The organism is Sandaracinobacter neustonicus (assembly GCF_006385875.1).
GTDB lineage: Bacteria > Pseudomonadota > Alphaproteobacteria > Sphingomonadales > Sphingomonadaceae > Sandaracinobacteroides > Sandaracinobacteroides neustonicus.
In genome coordinates, this window is record NZ_VFSU01000031.1 from 81,080 (window position 1) to 100,505 (window position 19,426).

General features: G+C 67.3%; 18 protein-coding genes. 12 read left to right on the forward strand and 6 right to left on the reverse strand.

Translation table 11 applies throughout. From position 1 onward, the window contains the following. Nucleotides 1–46: 46 nt before the first annotated feature. Together trpE and FJQ54_RS14380 are read right to left on the reverse strand one after the other, a co-directional pair. Entirely contained in the window at nt 47–1,564 is a 1,518-nt protein-coding gene (gene trpE / locus FJQ54_RS14375) for an anthranilate synthase component I (RefSeq protein WP_140929111.1), read from the reverse strand. 3 nt (nt 1,565–1,567) lie between these two features. Further along, entirely contained in the window at nt 1,568–3,502 is a 1,935-nt protein-coding gene (locus FJQ54_RS14380) for a peptidyl-prolyl cis-trans isomerase (protein WP_181160182.1), read from the reverse strand. A 62-nt stretch (nt 3,503–3,564) separates the two neighbouring features. Between FJQ54_RS14380 and FJQ54_RS14385 the strand changes: the two genes are divergently transcribed. The 5 genes from FJQ54_RS14385 (at nt 3,565) to FJQ54_RS14405 (ending at nt 8,686) form a co-directional block, all read left to right on the forward strand. After that, a complete protein-coding gene (locus FJQ54_RS14385; protein WP_140929113.1) occupies nt 3,565–4,080 on the forward strand; it encodes a 2'-5' RNA ligase family protein in 516 nt (171 codons plus the stop codon). Between the two features lie 10 nt (nt 4,081–4,090). After that, nucleotides 4,091–4,966, forward strand: coding sequence for an outer membrane protein assembly factor BamD (locus tag FJQ54_RS14390; RefSeq protein WP_140929114.1), 876 nt, complete (start codon nt 4,091–4,093; stop codon nt 4,964–4,966). An 8-nt stretch (nt 4,967–4,974) separates the two neighbouring features. Beyond that, nucleotides 4,975–6,618 (forward strand): DNA repair protein RecN, encoded by a 1,644-nt coding sequence (gene recN / locus FJQ54_RS14395; protein WP_140929115.1) that lies wholly within the window; start codon nt 4,975–4,977, stop codon nt 6,616–6,618. Between the two features lie 560 nt (nt 6,619–7,178). Next, nucleotides 7,179–8,060, forward strand: coding sequence for an MBL fold metallo-hydrolase (locus FJQ54_RS14400; RefSeq protein WP_140929116.1), 882 nt, complete (start codon nt 7,179–7,181; stop codon nt 8,058–8,060). Continuing rightward, a complete protein-coding gene (locus FJQ54_RS14405) occupies nt 8,057–8,686 on the forward strand; it encodes a DUF4230 domain-containing protein (protein ID WP_140929117.1) in 630 nt (209 codons plus the stop codon). Before FJQ54_RS14400 ends, FJQ54_RS14405 begins: the two co-directional genes overlap by 4 nt. 7 nt (nt 8,687–8,693) lie before the next feature. Here FJQ54_RS14405 and FJQ54_RS14410 read toward each other — a convergent pair whose 3' ends face one another. Continuing rightward, entirely contained in the window at nt 8,694–9,371 is a 678-nt protein-coding gene (locus FJQ54_RS14410; protein ID WP_181160183.1) for a DUF2490 domain-containing protein, read from the reverse strand. A 96-nt stretch (nt 9,372–9,467) separates the two neighbouring features. Between FJQ54_RS14410 and FJQ54_RS14415 the strand changes: the two genes are divergently transcribed. From FJQ54_RS14415 to FJQ54_RS14425, 3 genes are read left to right on the forward strand one after another with little or no spacing between them, the layout of a single operon-like run. Next, on the forward strand, nt 9,468–9,644 hold the full coding sequence (locus tag FJQ54_RS14415; protein WP_140929119.1) for a DUF1289 domain-containing protein: 177 nt from the start codon (nt 9,468–9,470) through the stop codon (nt 9,642–9,644). Between the two features lie 50 nt (nt 9,645–9,694). Then, the gene (gene rpe, locus FJQ54_RS14420; RefSeq protein ID WP_140929120.1) at nt 9,695–10,354 is read left to right on the forward strand and encodes a ribulose-phosphate 3-epimerase; all 660 of its coding nucleotides are present in this window, start codon (nt 9,695–9,697) and stop codon (nt 10,352–10,354) included. Further along, nucleotides 10,354–12,120 carry a heparinase II/III family protein gene (locus FJQ54_RS14425; protein WP_140929121.1) on the forward strand — a complete coding sequence of 589 codons (1,767 nt, stop codon included), beginning with the start codon at nt 10,354–10,356 and terminating at the stop codon, nt 12,118–12,120. The genes rpe and FJQ54_RS14425 overlap by 1 nt, the downstream gene beginning before the upstream one ends. A gap of 2 nt (nt 12,121–12,122) precedes the next feature. On the opposite strand, the gene FJQ54_RS14430 is transcribed toward FJQ54_RS14425, so the two are convergent. Together FJQ54_RS14430 and FJQ54_RS17860 are read right to left on the reverse strand one after the other, a co-directional pair. Continuing rightward, on the reverse strand, nt 12,123–12,551 hold the full coding sequence (locus FJQ54_RS14430; protein ID WP_140929122.1) for a VOC family protein: 429 nt from the start codon (nt 12,549–12,551) through the stop codon (nt 12,123–12,125). Nucleotides 12,552–12,713: 162 nt separating this feature from the next. Further along, on the reverse strand, nt 12,714–13,388 hold the full coding sequence (locus FJQ54_RS17860) for a PEPxxWA-CTERM sorting domain-containing protein (protein ID WP_235890472.1): 675 nt from the start codon (nt 13,386–13,388) through the stop codon (nt 12,714–12,716). Nucleotides 13,389–13,581: 193 nt separating this feature from the next. Here FJQ54_RS17860 and purH point away from each other — a divergent pair, with 193 nt between their 5' ends. After that, nucleotides 13,582–15,156, forward strand: a complete 1,575-nt coding sequence (gene purH, locus FJQ54_RS14440) for a bifunctional phosphoribosylaminoimidazolecarboxamide formyltransferase/IMP cyclohydrolase (protein ID WP_140929123.1) — start codon at nt 13,582–13,584, stop codon at nt 15,154–15,156. Between the two features lie 650 nt (nt 15,157–15,806). After that, on the forward strand, nt 15,807–16,589 hold the full coding sequence (locus FJQ54_RS14445; protein WP_140929124.1) for an SDR family NAD(P)-dependent oxidoreductase: 783 nt from the start codon (nt 15,807–15,809) through the stop codon (nt 16,587–16,589). A gap of 188 nt (nt 16,590–16,777) precedes the next feature. Here FJQ54_RS14445 and FJQ54_RS14450 read toward each other — a convergent pair whose 3' ends face one another. After that, nucleotides 16,778–17,080 carry a 4a-hydroxytetrahydrobiopterin dehydratase gene (locus FJQ54_RS14450; protein WP_140929125.1) on the reverse strand — a complete coding sequence of 101 codons (303 nt, stop codon included), beginning with the start codon at nt 17,078–17,080 and terminating at the stop codon, nt 16,778–16,780. A 21-nt stretch (nt 17,081–17,101) separates the two neighbouring features. Here FJQ54_RS14450 and FJQ54_RS14455 point away from each other — a divergent pair, with 21 nt between their 5' ends. Together FJQ54_RS14455 and FJQ54_RS14460 are read left to right on the forward strand one after the other, a co-directional pair. Next, on the forward strand, nt 17,102–17,494 hold the full coding sequence (locus FJQ54_RS14455) for a metallopeptidase family protein (protein WP_140929126.1): 393 nt from the start codon (nt 17,102–17,104) through the stop codon (nt 17,492–17,494). Nucleotides 17,495–17,545: 51 nt separating this feature from the next. Then, nucleotides 17,546–18,880: an amidohydrolase gene (locus tag FJQ54_RS14460; RefSeq protein ID WP_140929127.1), complete on the forward strand. Its 1,335-nt coding sequence runs from the start codon at nt 17,546–17,548 to the stop codon at nt 18,878–18,880. Nucleotides 18,881–19,426 lie beyond the last annotated feature (546 nt).

Below are 19,426 nucleotides of genomic sequence, written 5' to 3' on the forward strand. Positions count from 1 at the left end.
AGACCGGGGGGTTAGAGCATCGTTTGACGGTGCCGCAAAGGGGCTTTTACTGCCCGAAGCCCGGTTCGGCGGCGGCTGCCAGTGCGGCGCGGGCGGCGGCCATCAGCGCGCCGGATTTATGCTCGCATTCGCGCTGTTCGGCGGCCGGATCGGAATCGGCGACGATGCCCGCGCCTGCCGTTACGTGCATCACCCCGTCCTTCACCACTGCGGTGCGCAGGATGATGCAGCTGTCCATCCCGCCGTCCGGCGCGAAATAGCCGACACCGCCTGCGTAGGGGCCGCGCTTTTCGCCTTCCAGTTCGGCGATGATCTGCATCGCCCGCACCTTGGGCGCGCCGGACACGGTGCCCGCCGGGAAGCCCGCCAGCAGCGCGTCGATGGCGTCCGTGCCCGGCTTCTGGCGGCCGACCACGTTGGACACGATGTGCATCACATGGCTGTAGCGTTCGATGGTGAAGCGTTCCGTCACCTGCACGCTGCCCGCTTCTGCCACCCGGCCGACATCGTTGCGGCCGAGATCGAGCAGCATCAGATGTTCGGCCAGTTCCTTCGGGTCCGCCAGCAGCGACTGGCGGTTGGCTTCATCCTCCGCCTCTGTCGCGCCCCTTGGCCGTGTGCCGGCGATGGGACGGATGGTGACGTCTCCGTCACGCGCGCGGACGAGGATTTCCGGGCTGGAGCCGATCACCGCGAAGCCGGGGAGATCGAGGTGATAGAGGAAAGGCGAGGGGTTCACCCGCCTGAGCGCGCGATAGAGCTGGAACGGCGGCAGCGGGAACGGCAGCGAAAAGCGTTGGGCCAGCACGACCTGAAAAATGTCTCCGGCGGCGATATAGTCTTTCGCGGCGGCGACCATGTCGGCGTAGCGGCCGGGCGGCACGGCGGGTGTCGGCGTGGTGGCGGCGGGCAGATCGGGCGTGGCGGCGCGCGGCGGCAGCGGCTGCGACAGGCGGGCGGCGGCCGCGTGCAGCCGGTCATCGGCTGCGGCGAGCGCCTGTTCCGGGTCCGTCGCGCCATCGGCATAGACGGGGGCGACGAGGGTGAGGGTGTCGGCCAGCCTGTCGAACACCAGCAGCAGGCCGGGGCGGACGAAGACCATGTCCGGCACGCCCAGCGGGTCTGCCGTGGGCACGGGCAGTTTTTCGACGAGACCGGCGGTTTCATAGCCGAAATAGCCGACGAGGAAGGGCAGCGCCGGCGGCAGCCCGGCGGGCACCTCCATGCGGATGGAGGCGACCAGTTCACGCAGTGCCTGAAGCGTGGGGGCCGGCGCGGGGGAGAAGGCGGCCCTGTCTGTGCGCCAGTGGCGGTTCAGTTCGGCGGCGTGACCCTGTGCGCGGAAGGCGAGATCGGGATCGAGCCCGATCAGCGAATAACGCCCGCGCGTGCGGCCGCCCTCCACCGATTCCAGCAGGAAGTCGCCCCGGCCTTCCTGCGCCAGCTTCAGCCATGCCGACACCGGGGTTTCCGTATCAGCCCCCAGTATGAGGTGGCGGCAGGCGTGCTGCCCGGCCTTCAGGCGCGCGAGCGCGCCCGCGAAATCTGCCCCCGCCGCCGCCATCGCTTATTGGGCGATCGCGCCGGTCAGGCGGCTGTTCACCTGCTTGATGGCTTCGGGGTTGCGGCGCACGCCCACGTCGCGCTCGATGGTGCGCACGAAGCTTTCGGCCATTTCATTGCCCGCGTCGCGCAGCAGGCTCTGGCGCACGGCGTCCACCAGTTGCGGCGCTTCGGCGAGGTTGCCCGGCGTCACGTCATCCACCTTCACCACGAACCAGCCCTGACCGCCCGGTGCGGCCAGCACGCGGGCCTGCCCCTTGGGGGTGCTGAGCAGCAACACCACCGGCGGCGGCACCTGCTGGCCCTGTTGCGCCATCTGCGTGAGTTCGAGGCGGCGCACCGACAGCGACTGGGCGGGCGGCAGCGCCTTGCCTGCGCCCGCCTGCGCCAGCGTTTCGCCCTTGCTGACGGCGGCGGCAATGCGCTCCGCCTCTGCCTTGGCGGCGTCTGACCGGGCCTTGATGCCCCACGCCATTTCCACGTCGGCGCGGATCTTGTCCACCGGCACCACCGCGGGGGCGATCACGTCCGTCACTTCCAGCAGGGCGTAGCGGCCGTTTTCCAGCTCCACCACCTGCGGGCCTTCGCCGGGATCAGCATCGAAGGCCTTGGGCAGCAGCGGCTGCTCCACACGGGTGACCTGATAATTGGCATCGAACAGGCGGCCGTCCGCCGCGAGCGCGGGGGAGGTCTGCACCGCGATTCCCAGCGATTTCGCGACATCGCCCAGCGATTCGCCGCCCTGCAGGCGATCTTCCACCTTGGCGACCGTGTCAGACAGAAGGTCCGTCGTCTTTTCGTCTGTCAGCTTCTTCTCAATCTCTGCGCTGACGGACGGGAAGGGGCGGGCGGCAGCCGGGAGGATGCGGTCCACCATCAGCACATGCCAGCCCAGCGGCGACTGCACCGGATCGGACACGCCACCGGATTTCAGCGCGAAGGCCGCCTTGGAGACGCCTTCGTTCACCGTTTTGGCGAGGTCTGCGGCGCTGTGCACGCCCAGCACGGTGTCGACATCGGCATAGCCTTCGCCCGCCGCCGCTTCGAGGAAGGGCTTGCCGCCGCGAACGGCGCTGACGAAGGCCTTTGCCGCCGCTTCGTCGCGAATCACCACTTGCCGGACTTCGCGCTGCTCCACGCCGCCGAATTCCTGCTGATGCTCGTCATAATATTTGCGCACCTCGGCCGCCGTGGGGCGGGCCTTTTCGGCCAGCGCGAAGCTGTCGATTTCTGCGAAGCGGAAGGCGCGGCGTTCCGGCAGGGTGTAGGCGGCCTTGTTTTCATCATGGAAGGCCTTCAGCTGCGCGTCGCTCGGCTTGCCCGGATCGGGCATCGCGGCCGAGGGGATCGGCAGGATGCTGCCGCGCCGCACTTCCAGCAGCAGCGCCGCGAAGGGTTCCGCCATGCCGCGCGGCACGCTGGTGCCTGCCACCACCGGTTGCAGCAGCTGGCGGCGCAGCAGGTCCTGCTCCACCGAATCGCGCAGTTCCTGCTCAGACAGGCGCTGATCCGCCAGCAGGCGGCGGAAGGTCGGCTCGTCGAACTTGCCGTTCACGTGGAAAGCCGGGACAGAGGCGATTTCACCGTCGATCATCCGGCGGGAGATCGCCATGCCGTTCTTGCCGGCGAAGGCCTGCATCGCCTTGCCCGAGATCATCTGCTGCAGCACCATCTCGCCGCCACCGGCCTTGATGAAATCAGGGTTGGTGATGGTAGGTGTGCGCTGCCGTTCGCGCGCCACGGCGCGATCGACAAGCTTCTGGTAATCGGTTTCGCTGATGGGAGAATCGCCAACCGTGGCCATCACCTTGCCGCTGGGGCCGGAGCCGCCGCCGGGGCCGGTGGGATGGAACAGGGTGACGACAAGCGCCCCCAGCGCGAGCAGGAGGATGAGAATCCCGACCCATGAGGACACCGACTTGCGCAGGATCTGGAGCATGAAAGACCTTCTTGAAACCACTGGCCACCCATCGGGCGGCATTTGGGGCACCTGTTAGCGGCATGGCAGGGCTTTGGCCAGCGGGCTGGCGGCAGCCCGACGCAGCGGCGGGCGCGGCCCCGCTGATCCTGACGCTGGCGCTGCCCGAGGCCTTGCAGCGCGCAACGGACGCCCTGCGCGGGCGGCTGGCACCGGAGGCCGCCGCCCATGCGCCCGCGCATCTGGGGCTGTTCCGGCATTTGCCGGGGTTGCAGGCGGCCATCATCGAGGCGGACATGCGGGCCATGGCGACGGGCACTGCGCCGACGTTCCGGCTGGGGCCGCCGCAGCGGTGGGACAGGCTGTGGGTGGCCCCGGCAACGGGGCTGGACGCCCTGCGCGACGAACTGGCCGCACGCTGGCACGGCCTGCTGGCTGCGCCCGATATGGGGCGGCCACGGCTGCATATCAGCCTGTGCGGTGGCCCCGATTCGCCGCCGCCGCTGCCGGAAGGACCGTGGCGCGCCTGCGGGCTGCTGCTGTGGCAATACGACAAGGCGTGCTGGAGGCCGCTTGTGGCATGCCGTTTCCGCCGGTAAGGCGGGGGCCATGACAATCCGCTCCGTTCCGGCCTTCCGGGTGCGCCCCACTGGCCGCATGCCCACTGGCCGCATGTTGGCCGCATCCCTTCTGGCCGTGTCGCTTGCCTTGACCGCCGGTTGCGCGCGCAACCGCAACAAGCCCCGGCAGGATCAGGCCTATGTCGCCCGCGATGTGGAGACGCTGTATTCCATCGCCCGCGATACGCTGGAGAAGGGCGATTACAAGCTGGCCGCGATGATGTTCGACGAGGTGGAGCGCCAGCACCCCTATTCGGTGTGGGCGCGCCGCGCGCAGCTGATGTCTGCGTTCAGCTATTACGCATCGCGCCAATATCCCGAAGCGATCATGACGTCGCAGCGCTTCCTCAGCCTGCACCCCGGCAACCGCGATGCGCCCTATGCCTATTACATCATCGCGCTGAGCTATTATGAACAGATCGCCGATGTGGCGCGGGATCAGAAGATCACGCAACAGGCGCTGACGGCGTTGCAGGAACTGGTGCGGCGCTTCCCGGACAGCCGCTATGCCGCAGACGCGCGGCTGAAGATCGACCTTGTGAACGACCATCTGGCCGGCAAGGAACTGGATGTCGGCCGCTTCTACGCGCGCAACCGGCAGTGGATTTCCGCCGCCGTCCGCTATCGCAACGTGATCGACGAGTATCAGACGACGAGCCATGTGCCCGAAGCGCTTTACCGGCTGGTGGAAGCCAATCTGGCACTGGGCTTGCAGGACGAGGCGCTGCGCAACGCGGCTGTGCTGTCGGCCAACTATCCCGGCTCCAAATGGTATGAGCGGGCCTATGCGCTGATGCGGAAATATGCCCCCAACGCCACCGTGGAGGCACCAAAGGCCGCAGGGGCCACCCCCGGCGGCGCCTGACGCCCCGGATGCTCAGGGGGCTTTCGATCCGGGATCTGGTGCTGATCGAGCGGGTCGCGCTTGAGCTGGAGCCGGGGCTGACCGTGCTGACGGGCGAGACGGGGGCGGGGAAATCCATCCTGCTGGATGGCCTTGGGCTGGCGCTGGGCGAGCGCGCTGACGCCGCCATGGTGCGCAAGGGCGCGGCACAGGCTGTCGCCACCGCCAGTTTCGAAGTGGCCCCCGGCCATGCCGCCGCACTGCTGCTGGCGGAAAACGGAATCGAAAGCGACACCCCCGGCGAGATTGTGCTGCGCCGTACGCTGAAGGCCGATGGTGGCAGCCGCGCGCATGTGAATGACGTGCCGGTTTCCGCCACGCTGCTGCGCCAGCTGGGGCAGTTGCTGGTGGAAGTGCATGGCCAGCATGACGAACGCGGCCTGCTGAACCCGCGCGGGCATATGGAGTTGCTGGACGGTTTCGCCGGGCATTCGGCGGCGCTGGCCGATGTTGCCGTCGCCTATGCCGAATGGCGCGCGGCGCAGGATGCGCGCGAAGCCGCCGAGGCCGCCGCCGAGAAAGACGCGCGAGACCGGGACTGGCTGGAGCATGCCGCGGGCGAATTGAAGGCGCTGAAGCCGCTGCCCGGCGAGGAGGCCGAACTGGCCGAGACGCGCAGCAATATGCAGAAGGGCGCGCGGCTGGCCGATGCGCTGGAATCCGTGGACGCGCTCGTCTCTGCCGCAGACGGTGCGTTGGGGCAGTTGCGACAGGCGGCGCGGCGGCTGGAACGCATCGCCGAGGGCGACGCGGATTTGCAGGCGGCGCTGGACGGAATCGACCGGGCGCTGGTGGAAGGCGATTCCGTGGAAGCGGCGCTGCAACGGGTGCGCTCACGCTTTCTGGTGTCTCCCGATGCGCTGGAGGCCGCCGAAGCGCGGCTGTTCGAACTGCGCGCCATGGCGCGCAAGCACCGGGTGGAGGTGGAGGCGCTGCCCGCGCTCGCCGCCGATCTGCTGGCGCGGCTGGCCGCGCTGGAGGTGGCGGGCGATCGGATCGGCACGCTGACGAAGGCGGAAGCCGCCGCGCTGGCCGTGCTGGAGCAGCTGGCCGCGAAGCTGAGCGCCGCACGCACGGCCGCAGGCACCCGGCTGGATGCGGCGGTGAACGCCGAGTTGCCCGCGCTGAAGCTGGACTCCGCGCGCTTCCGCACGGTGGTGGCCCCGGCCGCTCTGGGCGCGACCGGCGGCGATCAGGTGCGGTTCGAAATCGCCACCAACGCCGGCACAGACTTCGGCCCCCTCACGAAGATCGCCTCAGGCGGCGAACTCTCCCGCTTCATCCTCGCGCTGAAAGTGGCGCTGGCCAGCACCGGCACCGCCGGCACGCTGATCTTCGACGAGATCGACCGCGGCGTGGGCGGTGCCACCGCCAGCGCCATCGGCGGCCGCCTCGCCCGCGTGGCAGACGGTGCGCAAGTGCTGGTGGTGACACACAGCCCGCAAGTGGCAGCCGAAGGCGCGCACCATCTGCGCATCAGCAAAGCCAGCGGCGCCACAACAGTGGAACCACTGGACGCCGACGCCCGCCGCGACGAAGTGGCGCGCATGCTGTCCGGCGCGGAAGTGACGGCCGAGGCAAGGGCGGCGGCGGAGACGTTGCTGCGGCGGTGATGGGGCGTTGTCCCTAGCTGTGGAAGACCAAGGGCTCTGCCCTTGGAACCCGGCAGGGAGCTGTGCTCCCTACACCCACATTTGTAGGTCTTTCGGATAGGGTTGGTTTGCGGTTGGTTTGATTGCCTGCGGCGCTTTGGGGCGGTGTGACGTTATCATTTCCCGCTCAGGCTGAGCTTGTCGAAGCCCCCGGAGCGAAGCTGCGGCGGCCGAGCCGGGGGTCATGCCACATGGGGCTTCGACAAGCTCAGCCTGAGCGGATAGAGAGCGGGTTGGGGTGTGGGGATGTTGTGGATCAGGCCTACCGGTGACACCCCCTCTCCTACTCTCCCCCTTACAGGGGGAGAGAGTTGCGGTGCGCCGCAGGCAATCGAATCTGATCACTCGAACGGCGTTGGGGTTGGGGCGCAACGCAAACTTAGAGGGTGCAGGGAAATCATTTCCCTGCCGGGTGCAGGGCAGAGCCCTGCCCGCCGGAGGCCCCCACGCCCCACGCCCCGCAGCCCCCCAACATGCGCGGGCTTTGCCCCCGGCTCCGAACGCCCTACATGTCTGCGGGCATGAACGCGGAATATGAAAAGCTGGTGGCGGAAGCCCCTTATGGCCGGGTGGAGCGTTTGTCTCCGTTGGTGCGGCGGGTGTTGGCGCAGAATCCGTCGCCGTTCACCTTTCTGGGCACCGGCACCTATATCGTCGGCAATGGCATTGTGGCCGTGATCGATCCCGGCCCGGCTGACCCGGCGCATCTGGATGCGGTGGCGGCGGCGCTGGAGGGGGAGGTGGTTTCGCACCATCTCGTCACGCACACGCATATGGATCATTCGCCCGGCGCGCGGCCGTTGCAGGCGCGGCTGGGCGGGGTGATCGCCGGGTGCGCGCCGCTGGCGCTGAGTGACGACGGCCCGCGTGCGGATGCCGGGTTCGATCCGCATTATGCCCCGGATCAGGTGCTGGCCGATGGGGAGAGCGTGTCGGGCCCCGGCTGGACGCTGACGGCGGTGCACACGCCGGGGCATACCTCCAACCATCTGTGTTTCGCGCTGGAGGAGGAGGGCGCGCTGTTTTCCGGCGACCATGTGATGGGCTGGTCCACCAGCGTGGTCGCGCCGCCCGATGGGGACATGGCGGCCTATATGGCTTCGTTGCAAAAGCTGCTGGAGCGGCCGGACACGCGCTATTTCCCCACCCATGGCGCGCCGGTGGAGGAGCCGCAGCGGCTGGTGCGGGCGATGATCGGCCACCGCCGCCAGCGGGAGAACCAGATTCTGGCGCTGCTGGGGGCGGGGCCGCGCGCGATCCCGGCGCTGGTGGAGCAGATGTATGCGGCGATTGATCCGCGCCTGTGGCCGGCGGCCGGGCGCAGCGTGCTGGCGCATCTGATCGATTTGCAGGCGCGCGGTCGCGTGCTGCCGGATGGCGAGATGTGGGTGATGCGGCCATGAAGCGGCTTCTTTCGATCATCGGCGCGCTGGCGCTGATCGGCGTCGCGCTGGGGCTGGCTGCCGGGCCGGAGCGGCGGCAGCAGGCGTGCATCTCCATCGGCCTGTGCGAGCGGCCGGATTTTCTGGGGGCGATGCTGGTATCGGTGCAGAAGCAACAGAAGCTGCTGGTGCTGACGGCGCGGCTGGTGCTGCCGGTTTCCTCTGCGCGCGATACCACCTTTGGCTCCATCACCGTCGCCACCACGCGGCAGACGGCGATCCTGCCCGCCACGGTGAATTATGTGGTGGATCTCTCCGCGTTGAAGTCGTCTGACCTGAACTGGGATCGGGAGACTGAGACGCTGCGCGTGCAGCGTCCGCCGGTGCGGCCGATGCCCGCCAGCATCGATTGGGGGCAGGCGCAGACGTTCGAGGACAGCGGCTGGCAGACGGCGCTGACGGGCGTGTCCGCCAATCTGAAGCGCGACAATGAGCAAAAGGCCCCCGGCCAGTTCGCGGCGCAGGCGGGTGCGAAGGATTTGCTGGCAATGGCCGATCATGCCGCCGATCAGGCGCTGGAAACCAGCTTCCGCATGCCGCTGGTGGCGGCGGGATTCACGGATGCGAAGGTGATCGTCAGCCGCTGAGGGTTGGTCAGAACTTCGTGTTCAGCCCCAAACTCAGCGCATGGTTGACGCGGTCGTCTCCGGTGACGACGGCCTGATTGAGATAGCCCGCCTCCAGCACGACCGTCTTTGTCAGCGGGATGCCCAGCCCGGCGAAGGTGCGGAACTGGCTCACGCCTTCCAGCCCGTCGTCCTCTGGGCTGGAGAGCAGCGCCAGCAATTCCGTGTGGACAATCGCCTTCAGCCCCTCCGGCCCCTTCAGCGGGATGTTCAGCCGCAACTGCTGCCGCACCCGCACAGCCATCCCGTCGGAATCGCTGAAGAAGCGCTCCTCCAGCCGGGTGCGGCCCAGCAGTTCCGCCTTGCCGATGGACATCAGCTTGTAGTTCGCCTGCTGGTAGATGCGATGTTCATGCTCCACCTGCCCGCTGAGGCTTTTGGACCAGACATAGCTGTAGCCGGCACCCAGCAGCCCGCCGCTCGGCGGCCGCCAGCCCAGCAGGCCGCGCACCTGAAAATGGCCGAAGTGGGTGGCATTGTCGGAATGGCGACTGTTCATATCCATCACCAGATCGAAATCGGATGAGAGCTTCTTCGTCGCCGCCAGAGACAGCCAGACCTGCGCGTCATTGTCGTCACCGGCGCGCACGCCGGTGGCCATGCCCAGCAGCAGCGCCAGCGCGAGGAATTGTCTTAAAAACGTCATGCGGCCTGCATTGGCAGATTGCCCCGTTCGCGCAAGATCGCGCCTGCGCCACATGCCCCCTTCCCATGACGCGCTGAAGACAGCAGAACGGCGCGCATGCCCGAACTGGCCGCCTCTGCCGTCGCATCGCCCTGCCGCAACATCTGCCGGCTGAAGCGTGGGCTTTGCACCGGCTGCGGCCGCACCATGGAAGAGATCGCCGCATGGCCCACCGCGCCGGATGCGGTGAAACTGGCCATTCGGGCGCGCGCGGCGGGCAGAATTCGCGCCTGAACGGCAATCAGCGTCTTGGCGGCGAATCGGGCAACGGCTAACACTGGAACATGCCCCCCGTTCGCATCGCCCCCTCCATCCTCTCTGCCGACTTTTCCAAGCTGGGGGAGGAGGTGCGCGCCATCGATGCCGCCGGGGCAGACTGGATTCATGTGGACGTGATGGACAATCATTTTGTCCCCAATCTCACCATCGGGCCGATGGTTGTGAAGGCGCTGCGCCCGCACAGCCAGAAGCCGTTCGACGTGCATCTGATGGTGCAGCCCGCCGACGCGCTGGTGGAGGCCTTTGCCGAGGCCGGGGCCGATATCCTCTCTGTCCACCCGGAATCCGGGCCGCATTTGCACCGCACGCTGATGCGCATCCGCGCGCTGGGCAAGCAGGCGGGCGTGGTGCTGAACCCGGCGACGCCGCTGAGCGCGCTGGACCATGTGATGGACCTGATCGACCTTGTGCTGGTGATGAGCGTGAACCCCGGCTTTGGCGGGCAGAGCTTCATCGAAAGCGCGCTTCCCAAGATCGAGGCGATCCGCAAGCGCATCGACGCCAGCGGGAAGTCCATCGAGCTGGAAGTGGACGGCGGGGTGGATGCCGGCAATGCGGGCCGACTGGCCGCCGCCGGGGCCACCATGCTGGTGGCGGGCACCGCCAGCTTCAGGGGTGGGCCGGATCGCTATGCCGCCAACATCGCGGCGCTGAAGGCCGCCTGATGGCCAGCGCGGAACCGCAGGACATGCCGGAGGAGCAGGAGCCGGAGGCACTGCGCCTGACGCGCAACCTGGGGGATCGCGGCCCGTCTCTGGCAGAGCGGCTGTCCGATCGGCTGGATCGGCTGTCGTTCGCCTCGCCCTTCCATCGCATGCGGCTGAAGGGGCGCTTCCCGCTGAAGCTGATCGCCATCCCCGAGGATCCGATCCCCGGCGATCCCGCCATCGGCCAGCGGCTGAAGGGCGGGCGGCTGTTCCGGGGCGGCTATGGGCAGGGCATGCTGGATGCCCGGCTGGATCACCCGGACGCGCCCGCCAGCTGGCGGCGCTGGGTGCATGGCTGGGGCTGGTTGCGCGACCTTTCCATGGTGGAGCTGACGGCGGGCGAAGCGGCCCGTGCAGAGGCGCTGGCGAAGCGCTGGCTGGCGCATTTCCACGATTATGACGAAGCCGCATGGGCGCCCGACGCCACCGGCAGCCGCATCCAGATGGCGATCCTGCACGCGCCGCTGGTGATGCCCGGCAAGGATCATGTCCACCGGTCCGCCGTGCTGAACGGCATCGCCCGCTGGGCGCGGCATCTGGACCGCGCCGCGCCGCGCATGCAGCCGGGCCTGCCGAAGCTGCAGGCGGCGGGCGGGCTGGTCTCCGCCGCGCTGATGCTGCCCGGCGGCGACGAGCGGCAGGGCAGGGCGCTGGCACTGCTGGAGGAAACGCTGGCGGACCTGATGGCGGAAGATGGCGCGCCCGTGTCCCGCTCTCCGCTGGACCTTGCCGAAATCGCGGACCAGATGCTGGTCCTGTCTGCCTTTCACACCGCGCGCATGCAGAAGCCGTCTGAAACCGTCGCCCGCACGCTGGAGCTGGCGCGCACCGCGCTGGGCACGCTGGCGATGGGCGATGGCGTGCCCGCGCCATGGCATGGCGGCCAGCCGGATCAGGCTCAACTGGCGCGGCTGGGGGTGAAGCCGGCGGACGCGCCGCCACCGCGCTCCTCCGGGTTCCAGCGGCTGGCGGCGGGCAGCGTGCGGCTGATCGCGGATGCCGGGCCGCCGCCGTCAGCGCGGCTGAACCCCGCCACCCATGCCTCCACGCTGGCCTTCGCCTTCACCGATGGCGCGCGCGCGGTGGTGCTGTCTTGCGGGGCGGAACGCGGCAGCGCGGGGTCGCGCAACTTCCCGCCCGAACTGGTGATGGGCCTGCGCTCCACCGCCGGGCACAGCACGCTGGTGCTGGCCGATACCAACAGCAGCCGCCTGCACGATGGCGGCCCCCGCAGGCTGGGCGGGGTGGAGGAAGTGTTGGTGGAAGCCCGCATCACCCGCGACGGCCAGTGGCTGGAAGGGCGGCACGACGGCTATCGCCGCCGCCACGGCTATGACCATCTGCGCCGCCTGTGGCTGAACCCGGACGGCACGGACCTGCGCGGCGAAGACCATCTGCTGCCGGTGAAAGGCACGCTGGCGCTGGCCCGGCACAAGGCGCCGCTGCCCGTCGCCATCCGCTTCCATTTAGGCGCGGACGCCAGCGCCACCCCCACGCAGGATGGAAAAGGTGCGCTGATTCGGCTGGCCGCGCACGGGCGGGAACCGGCCATCGCATGGGCCTTCCGCGCCAGCTTCAACAACGCCCCCGGCCTCGTCGCCATCGAACCCAGCCTGCTGGTGGACAGCGAGGGCGCGACGCATGAAATCCAGCAACTGCTGCTGACGACTTTGGTGGAGCCGGGCAAGCCTGCGGACGTGAGCTGGAGCTTCAAGCGGCAGTAGGGTTAGAAATCCACCACTACAGAGGCCGCGCTGCGCCTCGCCTCGCCATGATAGACGGCCTCGATATTGTTGCCATCGGGATCGAGCACGAACGCCGCATAATAGCCGGGATGATAGGGCCGCTCGCCGGGCGGGCCAAAATCCTGCCCGCCATGGGCCAGCGCCGAGCGATAGAAGGTATCCACCGTCGCGCGGTCCTTCGCCTGAAACGCCAGATGATGCCGCCCCGTCAGCACCCTCAGCGCCGCCGGGCTGTCTGCCGAGGAGACGACGAGTTCATCGGCCCAGAAATAGCCATCGCCCGTGCTGACGATGGGGATTTCCAGCACGCCCAGCACGGCCGTGTAGAAATCCTGACTTGCCTTCAGGTCCGCCACCACGAGTTGGATATGATCGATCAGCCGACCACGATGCAGTTGCGATGTTTCCAAACCGAGCCTCCGTGCGGAATATGGCTGAAGGTTGATACGGGCGATGACGTTACATCAGTTGTGCGCCCATATCATCCCGCCCGTCGATCTGGCGGCGATCAAAGCGCAACGAAGGGCTGCCGGTCTTTCGAGCGGCGGCCTCTCCCTGCAGGCGGACGGCGATTATTGCGCCGCGCCGACCCGGCGGCGGCGTGCCGCCATACCCACCGTGCCGAAGCCGATGATCAGCATCGCCCAAGTCGCGGGTTCCGGGACAGCAGCTTCGGCGATGCTCACCGAGAAGGTTGCGTCGCGCGAGTTGTTGACGATCGGGCTGAACACCGGGCCATCGCCCAGAATATTGCCGATGATGAGCGTGCCGAGGTTCGGGATCAGGTTCGAATTGCAGCCGACGAACGTCAGGCAGGTGCCCATCGATGCCAGCCCGCTATTGCCCTCCAGCCCATAGGTGCTGAGGAAGGCGACATAGGTTGTGCCCTGCGTCAGCGTGACGCCGGTGGGGTTGAAGCTGACGAGCCCGGCCGTGCCCGGGGTGATCGCGCTGCGCCACACTTCCGTGGTGGGCGCGGACCCGTTCCACACATAGACGACGCCATAGAGCGATTGCAGCGTGGAGCTGTTCAGCGTGAACTGGAAGTTGGTCAGTTCGCCCGTCACGGGCGCGGTGAAGGTCTGGCCCAGAAACTGCGTCTGGTTGCCGCCCGTCAGGCTGCCGGAAAGATAGCCGAGGTCGTGGGTGTTGGTGGGGTTGCTAATGGTGACGGCAGCGGCCGGCGTGGCCCCCAGCGTGGCCAGCAGGCCCAGTGCGACGATGCTCTGTTTTGCAATCCGCTTCATGCGATGTCCCCTGTTCCGAACGCAGCGACTCTGCCGATGCGGCAGCCGCCTGCCGGAGCGATTGCACGCCGATGTTGCACCGCCTTGACAGCGGCATCGTCAGCGGTGTTCGCGCAAACATGGTTGCACCATCGCTTCGCCTCGGGCACCGGGGCGCGCAATCCTTATCCCCCAGTTCCAGCGAGTCCCCCTCATGACCGATCGCCTGCCCATTCGCCGCGCCCTGCTCTCCGTTTCCGACAAGTCCGGCCTTGTCGAATTTGCGCAGGCGCTGGCCGCGCATGGCACGGAACTGCTGAGCACCGGCGGCACGGCCAAGGCGCTGCGCGAGGCGGGGCTGGCTGTGAAGGACGTGTCTGAGCACACCGGCTTCCCGGAGATGATGGACGGCCGGGTGAAAACCCTGCATCCGAAGGTGCATGGCGGGCTGCTGGCGCTGCGGAATGACGCCGGGCATCAGGCGTCTGCTACGGAACATGCCATTCCGCCCATCGATATGGTGGTGATCAACCTCTATCCGTTCGAAGCGACGGTGGCGAAGGGCGCGGCGCGCGACGAGGTGATCGAGAATATCGATATCGGCGGGCCTTCGATGGTGCGCTCTGCCGCGAAGAATCATGAATTCGTCGCCTGCGTGACGGATGCGGCGGATTATGCGGCGCTGACGGCGGAACTGGCAGACGGCGGACTTTCGCTGGCCACCCGCCGCAAGCTGGCCGCCAAGGCGTTTCAGGCCACCGCCGCCTATGATGCGGCCATCGCCAGCTGGTTCTCATTTGCCGACAGCCAAGAGATGTATCCGGCCATTTTCCCGGTGGTGATGCGCCGGGTGGACACGCTGCGTTACGGCGAAAACCCGCATCAGCAAGCCGCGCTCTATGGTGCGCAGGCGCGCCCCGGCGGCATCGCCAGCGCCGAACTGGTGCAGGGAAAGGCGCTGTCTTACAACAACATCGCCGATGCGGATGGCGCGTTCAACCTGATCTCGGAATTCCGCGACAAGGAACCGACGGTTGCCATCATCAAGCACGCCAACCCCTGCGGCGTCGCCAGCGCGCCGACGCTGATCGAAGCCTATGAAGCCGCCAAGGCGACCGACCCCGTCTCTGCCTTCGGCGGCATCATCGCCCTGAACCGCGAACTGGACGGCCCCACCGCCGAGGCGATCACCGAGCTGTTCACCGAAGTGATCATCGCGCCGGCCGCAGACGAAGCCGCCCGCGCGGCGGTGGCGCGCAAGAAGAACCTCCGCCTGCTGATCGCACCGCTGTTGGATCCGGCGCGGATCGGCTTCCAGCTGAAAAGCGTGTCCGGCGGCTTCCTGCTGCAAACGCGCGACAACCGGCTGGTGGATGAGCTGAAGATCGTGACGAAGCGCGCGCCGACCCCGCAGGAACTGAACGACATGCTGTTCGCATGGATCGTCGCCAAGCATGTGAAATCCAACGCCATCGTCTACGCCAAAGGCAGCGCGACCGCCGGCATCGGCGCAGGCCAGATGAGCCGGGTGGACAGCGCCCGCATCGCCGCGTGGAAGGCCAAGGAAGCCGCCGAAACCGCGGGCTGGCCAACGCCCCGCACCATCGGCAGCGCGGTGGCGTCCGACGCCTTCTTCCCCTTCGCGGACGGCCTGCTCGCCGCCGCCGACGCAGGCGCAACCGCCGTGATCCAGCCGGGCGGCTCCATGCGCGACGCCGAAGTGATCGCCGCCGCCGACGAACGCGGGCTGGCGATGGCATTCACCGGGCTTCGGCATTTCAACCACTAAGCGCGGGTTCGCGTTTGGGGGCGTGTTCGAAGGGGCTCTGCCCCTTCACCCCGGCAGGGAAATGATTTCCCTGCACCCTCAATATTTGCGTTGCGCCTGAACTCCAGCGCCGTGCGGGTGATCGGATTCGATTGCCTGCGGCGCTACGTGGCCCTCCCCCCCTGCAAGGGGGAGAGATGGAGAGGGGGTGTCACCGCCGGGCCTGATGCGCTCCATCCCCACACCCCCCCAGCCCACTCTCAAACCCGCTCAGGCTGAGCTTGTCGAAGCCCCCGAAGCGAAGGCTCAATGGTTGAGGTCGTGGGTCATGCCGCATGGGGCTTCGACAAGCTCAGCCTGAGCGGGGGGAGGGATTAAGGGGGCTCACCAAAGCGCCGCAGGCAATCAAACCCCAACCACGCGCCAAGCGGATGGCCCCCACCCCAACCCCTCCCCTAAAGGAGGAGGGGCTTAAGAATGTCGGGGGTGCGAGCGGCGTCACGCCCCTGCCGGGTGCCGGGCAGAGCCCGGCCCGCCGGAGGCCTCCAACACCTCCGGCCGGAGCACCCAACGCTGCACGAACAGCCCACCCTCCCAAGTTTGGGGATTAAGGCCGGGCGGGTCCGCGCATAGGCAGGCTACCAAACCGTTTTGCGAGAAGGGACAGATTCATGGACATCAAGGGATTGTCGGCGGTGATTACGGGCGGCGCGTCCGGGCTGGGTGCGGCGACGGCGCGGCGGCTGGCGGCGGAGGGCGTGAAGGTTGCGCTGTTCGATCTGAACGCGGAGAAGGGCGAGGCGCTGGCGGCCGAGCTGGGCGGCGTATTCTGCCAGGTGAATGTGACGGATGACGCGTCGGTCGATGCCGGTTTCGCCAAGGCGCGTGCTGCCAACGGGCAGGAGCGGATTCTGGTGAACTGCGCGGGCACCGGCAACGCCATCAAGACGGCGAGCCGCGCCAAGGACTCCGGCGAAATCAAGCATTTCCCGCTGGATGCCTTCAACATGATCATCCAGATCAACCTTGTCGGCACCTTCCGCTGCATCGCCAAGTCGGCGGCGGGCATAATGACGTTGCCGCCCATCGGTGAGTATGGCGAGCGTGGCGCAATCGTGAACACGGCGAGCGTCGCCGCCGAAGACGGCCAGATCGGGCAGGCTGCCTACTCCGCTTCGAAGGGCGGGGTTGTGGGCATGACGCTGCCGATCGCGCGCGACCTTTCCAGCGAAGGCATCCGGGTGAACACGATTCTGCCGGGCATTTTCAACACCCCGCTGCTGGCGGCCGCGCCGGATAATGTGAAGGCGGCGCTGGCGGCTTCGGTTCCCTATCCGAAGCGCCTTGGCAATCCGGAGGAATATGCGAGCCTTGCGCTGGAGATGATCCGGAATTCCTACTTTAACGGTGAGGATGTGCGGATTGATGGGTCCATTCGGATGGCACCGCGCTGAAGCCGGCTGCGATTAGCGCGAAGCGCTAACTCGCAGACTCGGCGAAAGCACGGCCGGCTGAGCGGGCGATCTCTATCGCCCGCCAGTCCGACGAGTCCCGGCTTTGCCGGGACTTTTGCTTTCTGTCTTCCTTCCTTCCTTAACCTCAACCGGACTCGGCGGCTTAGCCGCCGGCCGGTCCCCCGCTTTCACCCCAAACTCACCCCAACCATCCCATCAATCGCCTTCGCCATCCGCACATCCCGCGCGCTCAATCCGTCCGCGTCATGCGTGGTCAGCGCGATGTCCACCCGGTTCCACACGTTGAACCATTCCGGGTGATGCTCCTGCTGCTCGGCCAGCAGCGCCACCCGCGCCATGAATCCGAACGCTTCGGAAAAATCCCGGAAGCGGAACGTGCGCTTCAGATGCTCGCCCTCCAGCGCCCATTCCGGCAGCGCTGCGCCCAGTTCCGCGCGCGCCGCCGCGTCCAGCTTCTCGACCTTCGCCATCCCTCACCCTATCTCTGCTGCATGTTTCGCCATGCCCCCTCTCTCGCCGACATCGAAGCCCTCGCGCAAGCCGCCGTGGAGCGCCTGCCAGAGCTGTTCCGCAGCCATCTCGGCAACGTCATCCTGAAAGTGCAGGATTTTCCGGACGAAGATGTGATTCAGGCCATGGGGCTGGAGAGCGAGTGGGACATATTGGGCCTCTATTGGGGCCATCATGTCGGCAATCCCGGCGCGGAGTATAGCGGCGCGCTGCCCCCCACCATCTATCTCTATCGCCGCCCGATGCTGGACGAATGGGCGCACGGGCAAGACACACTGGCCGCGCTGGTGACGCATGTGCTGGTGCATGAAGTGGGCCATCATTTCGGCCTGTCTGACGATGATATGCACGCAATCGAAGCCTCGCTGGACTAGATGCGCCCGCCCCTTTAGCGTCCCCTGAACAGACATTCAGGGAGTTCGCGCATGAAGGGACTGATTTCGGCCATCCTGTTGACGGCATCCGCCTCGGCGATGGCGGCGGACGTGACGCCCGCCGATCTGGAAAAGGCCGTCGCGCAGGATTGGTCCACTTACCTCGCGCCGCTCTACGATCATTTCCACCGCAACCCCGAACTCTCCGCCGTGGAGGTGAACACCGCCGCCCGCATGGCGAAGGAACTGCGTGCGGTGAAGGGCATGGAGGTCACGGAAAAGGTCGGCGGCACCGGAGTCGTCGGCGTGCTGAAGAACGGCCCCGGCCCCGTCATCCTGCTCCGCGCGGATATGGACGGCCTGCCGGTTGAAGAAAAATCCGGCCTCGCCAACGCGTCCAAGGTCCGCCAGAAAGACCGCAGCGGGGTGGAGCAGCCGGTGATGCACGCCTGTGGCCATGACACGCATATCACCGGCCTCGTCGCCACCGCCCGCCAGTTGGCGGCGCTGAAAGACAAATGGTCCGGCACGGTGATCTTCGTCGCCCAACCCGCCGAGGAAATCGTCGGCGGCGCGAAGAAGATGATGGCCGACAATCTCTACCAGCGCTTCGGCAAGCCCGATTACGCCATCGGCTGGCACGTCGCTTCGGCGCTCCCCACCGGCACCATCGGCCTCGCCGAAGGCGTCACCTATTCCGCGGCGGATACCGTGGACATCGTCGTCCCCGGCATCGGCGCGCACGGGGCCAGCCCGCAAAGCGGCAAGGATCCGATCTTCATCGCATCCGACATCGTGCAATCGCTGCAAGGCTTCATCGGCCGGGAAATCGCCCCGCTGAAACCCGCCGTCATCACCGTCGGTGCCTTCCACGCCGGGTCCAAACACAACATCATCTCGGACAAGGCTGAACTGTCCGTTACCGTCCGCGCGGACGATCTGGAAACCCGCAACAAGCTGATCGACGGCATCAAGCGCATCTCCGTGCAAACGGGGCGCAAATGGGGCCTGCCCGAAGACAAGCTGCCCATCGTCACCGTCCGCGAAGACGAACGCGCCATCCCCAACATCAACGACACCGAACTCACGCGCCGCCTGCACGCGCTTTACGCCAAGGCCTATGGCGACAAAATCTTCACCACCGTCACGCGAGACAGCATGGGCGCGGAAGACTTCCCCTACCTCGTCGGCCCGGGCGTGAAAGGCGTCTATTACAACGTCGGCGGCACCCCGCAGGCGGCGCTGGACGCCGCCAAGGCGGGCGGGCCGCCGGTTCCCAGCCACCACTCGCCGCTGTTCAAAGTGGACGGCGAAGCAGCCGTGAAACTGGGCGCGCAGACGATGACGCTGGCCGTGCTGGATCTGGCGGCCAAGCCGGGGAGTTAAGGGGGGCTTTAGGGGCTGTAACGAGGCGGTTTTTTTGCCTCCGGCGGCCAAGGGCTTTGCCCTTGGAACCCGTGCCAAGGAAATGATTTCCCTGCACCCTCAACATTAGCGTTGTGCCCGAACTCCCAACGCCGTGCGGGTGATCAACCTTGATTGCCTGCGGCGCACCGAAGCCCTCTCCCCCTGTAAGGGGGAGAGATGGAGAGGGGGTGTCACCGGTTGGCCTGATCCGCCAGCGTCCCCACACCCCCACCCACAAACCCACCGCCGCCCCAACCCACTCTCCAACCCGCTCAGGCTGAGCTTGTCGAAGCCCCCGAAGCAAAAGCGCAACGGCTAAGCTCGCAGTCATGCCACATGGGGCTTCGACAAGCTCAGCCTGAGCGGGGGGAGGGGTAATGGGAGACTGCCCCAAAGCGCCGCAGGCAATAACTTCCAACCTAGCGCCAAGCGGATAGCCCCCACCCCAACCCCTCCCCTACAGGGGAGGGGCTCAGAAAAAGTTCGGGGGTGCAGGGGCGTCACGCCCCTGCCGGGTGGTGGGCA

What these genes read in the sequence shown, in the direction of transcription:
- FJQ54_RS14410 (WP_181160183.1), bottom strand. Translation starts at nt 9,371, where the DNA reads ATGACGTTTTTAAGACAATTCCTCGCGCTGGCGCTGCTGCTGGGCATG.
- FJQ54_RS14455 (WP_140929126.1), top strand. Translation starts at nt 17,102, where the DNA reads ATGTTTCGCCATGCCCCCTCTCTCGCCGACATCGAAGCCCTCGCGCAA.
- FJQ54_RS14385 (WP_140929113.1), top strand. Translation starts at nt 3,565, where the DNA reads ATGGCAGGGCTTTGGCCAGCGGGCTGGCGGCAGCCCGACGCAGCGGCG.
- FJQ54_RS14445 (WP_140929124.1), top strand. Translation starts at nt 15,807, where the DNA reads ATGGACATCAAGGGATTGTCGGCGGTGATTACGGGCGGCGCGTCCGGG.
- FJQ54_RS14415 (WP_140929119.1), top strand. Translation starts at nt 9,468, where the DNA reads ATGCCCGAACTGGCCGCCTCTGCCGTCGCATCGCCCTGCCGCAACATC.
- FJQ54_RS14450 (WP_140929125.1), bottom strand. Translation starts at nt 17,080, where the DNA reads ATGGCGAAGGTCGAGAAGCTGGACGCGGCGGCGCGCGCGGAACTGGGC.
- FJQ54_RS14425 (WP_140929121.1), top strand. Translation starts at nt 10,354, where the DNA reads ATGGCCAGCGCGGAACCGCAGGACATGCCGGAGGAGCAGGAGCCGGAG.
- FJQ54_RS14405 (WP_140929117.1), top strand. Translation starts at nt 8,057, where the DNA reads ATGAAGCGGCTTCTTTCGATCATCGGCGCGCTGGCGCTGATCGGCGTC.
- rpe (WP_140929120.1), top strand. Translation starts at nt 9,695, where the DNA reads ATGCCCCCCGTTCGCATCGCCCCCTCCATCCTCTCTGCCGACTTTTCC.
- trpE (WP_140929111.1), bottom strand. Translation starts at nt 1,564, where the DNA reads ATGGCGGCGGCGGGGGCAGATTTCGCGGGCGCGCTCGCGCGCCTGAAG.
- recN (WP_140929115.1), top strand. Translation starts at nt 4,975, where the DNA reads ATGCTCAGGGGGCTTTCGATCCGGGATCTGGTGCTGATCGAGCGGGTC.
- FJQ54_RS14380 (WP_181160182.1), bottom strand. Translation starts at nt 3,502, where the DNA reads ATGCTCCAGATCCTGCGCAAGTCGGTGTCCTCATGGGTCGGGATTCTC.
- FJQ54_RS14400 (WP_140929116.1), top strand. Translation starts at nt 7,179, where the DNA reads ATGAACGCGGAATATGAAAAGCTGGTGGCGGAAGCCCCTTATGGCCGG.
- purH (WP_140929123.1), top strand. Translation starts at nt 13,582, where the DNA reads ATGACCGATCGCCTGCCCATTCGCCGCGCCCTGCTCTCCGTTTCCGAC.
- FJQ54_RS14390 (WP_140929114.1), top strand. Translation starts at nt 4,091, where the DNA reads ATGACAATCCGCTCCGTTCCGGCCTTCCGGGTGCGCCCCACTGGCCGC.
- FJQ54_RS14460 (WP_140929127.1), top strand. Translation starts at nt 17,546, where the DNA reads ATGAAGGGACTGATTTCGGCCATCCTGTTGACGGCATCCGCCTCGGCG.
- FJQ54_RS17860 (WP_235890472.1), bottom strand. Translation starts at nt 13,388, where the DNA reads ATGAAGCGGATTGCAAAACAGAGCATCGTCGCACTGGGCCTGCTGGCC.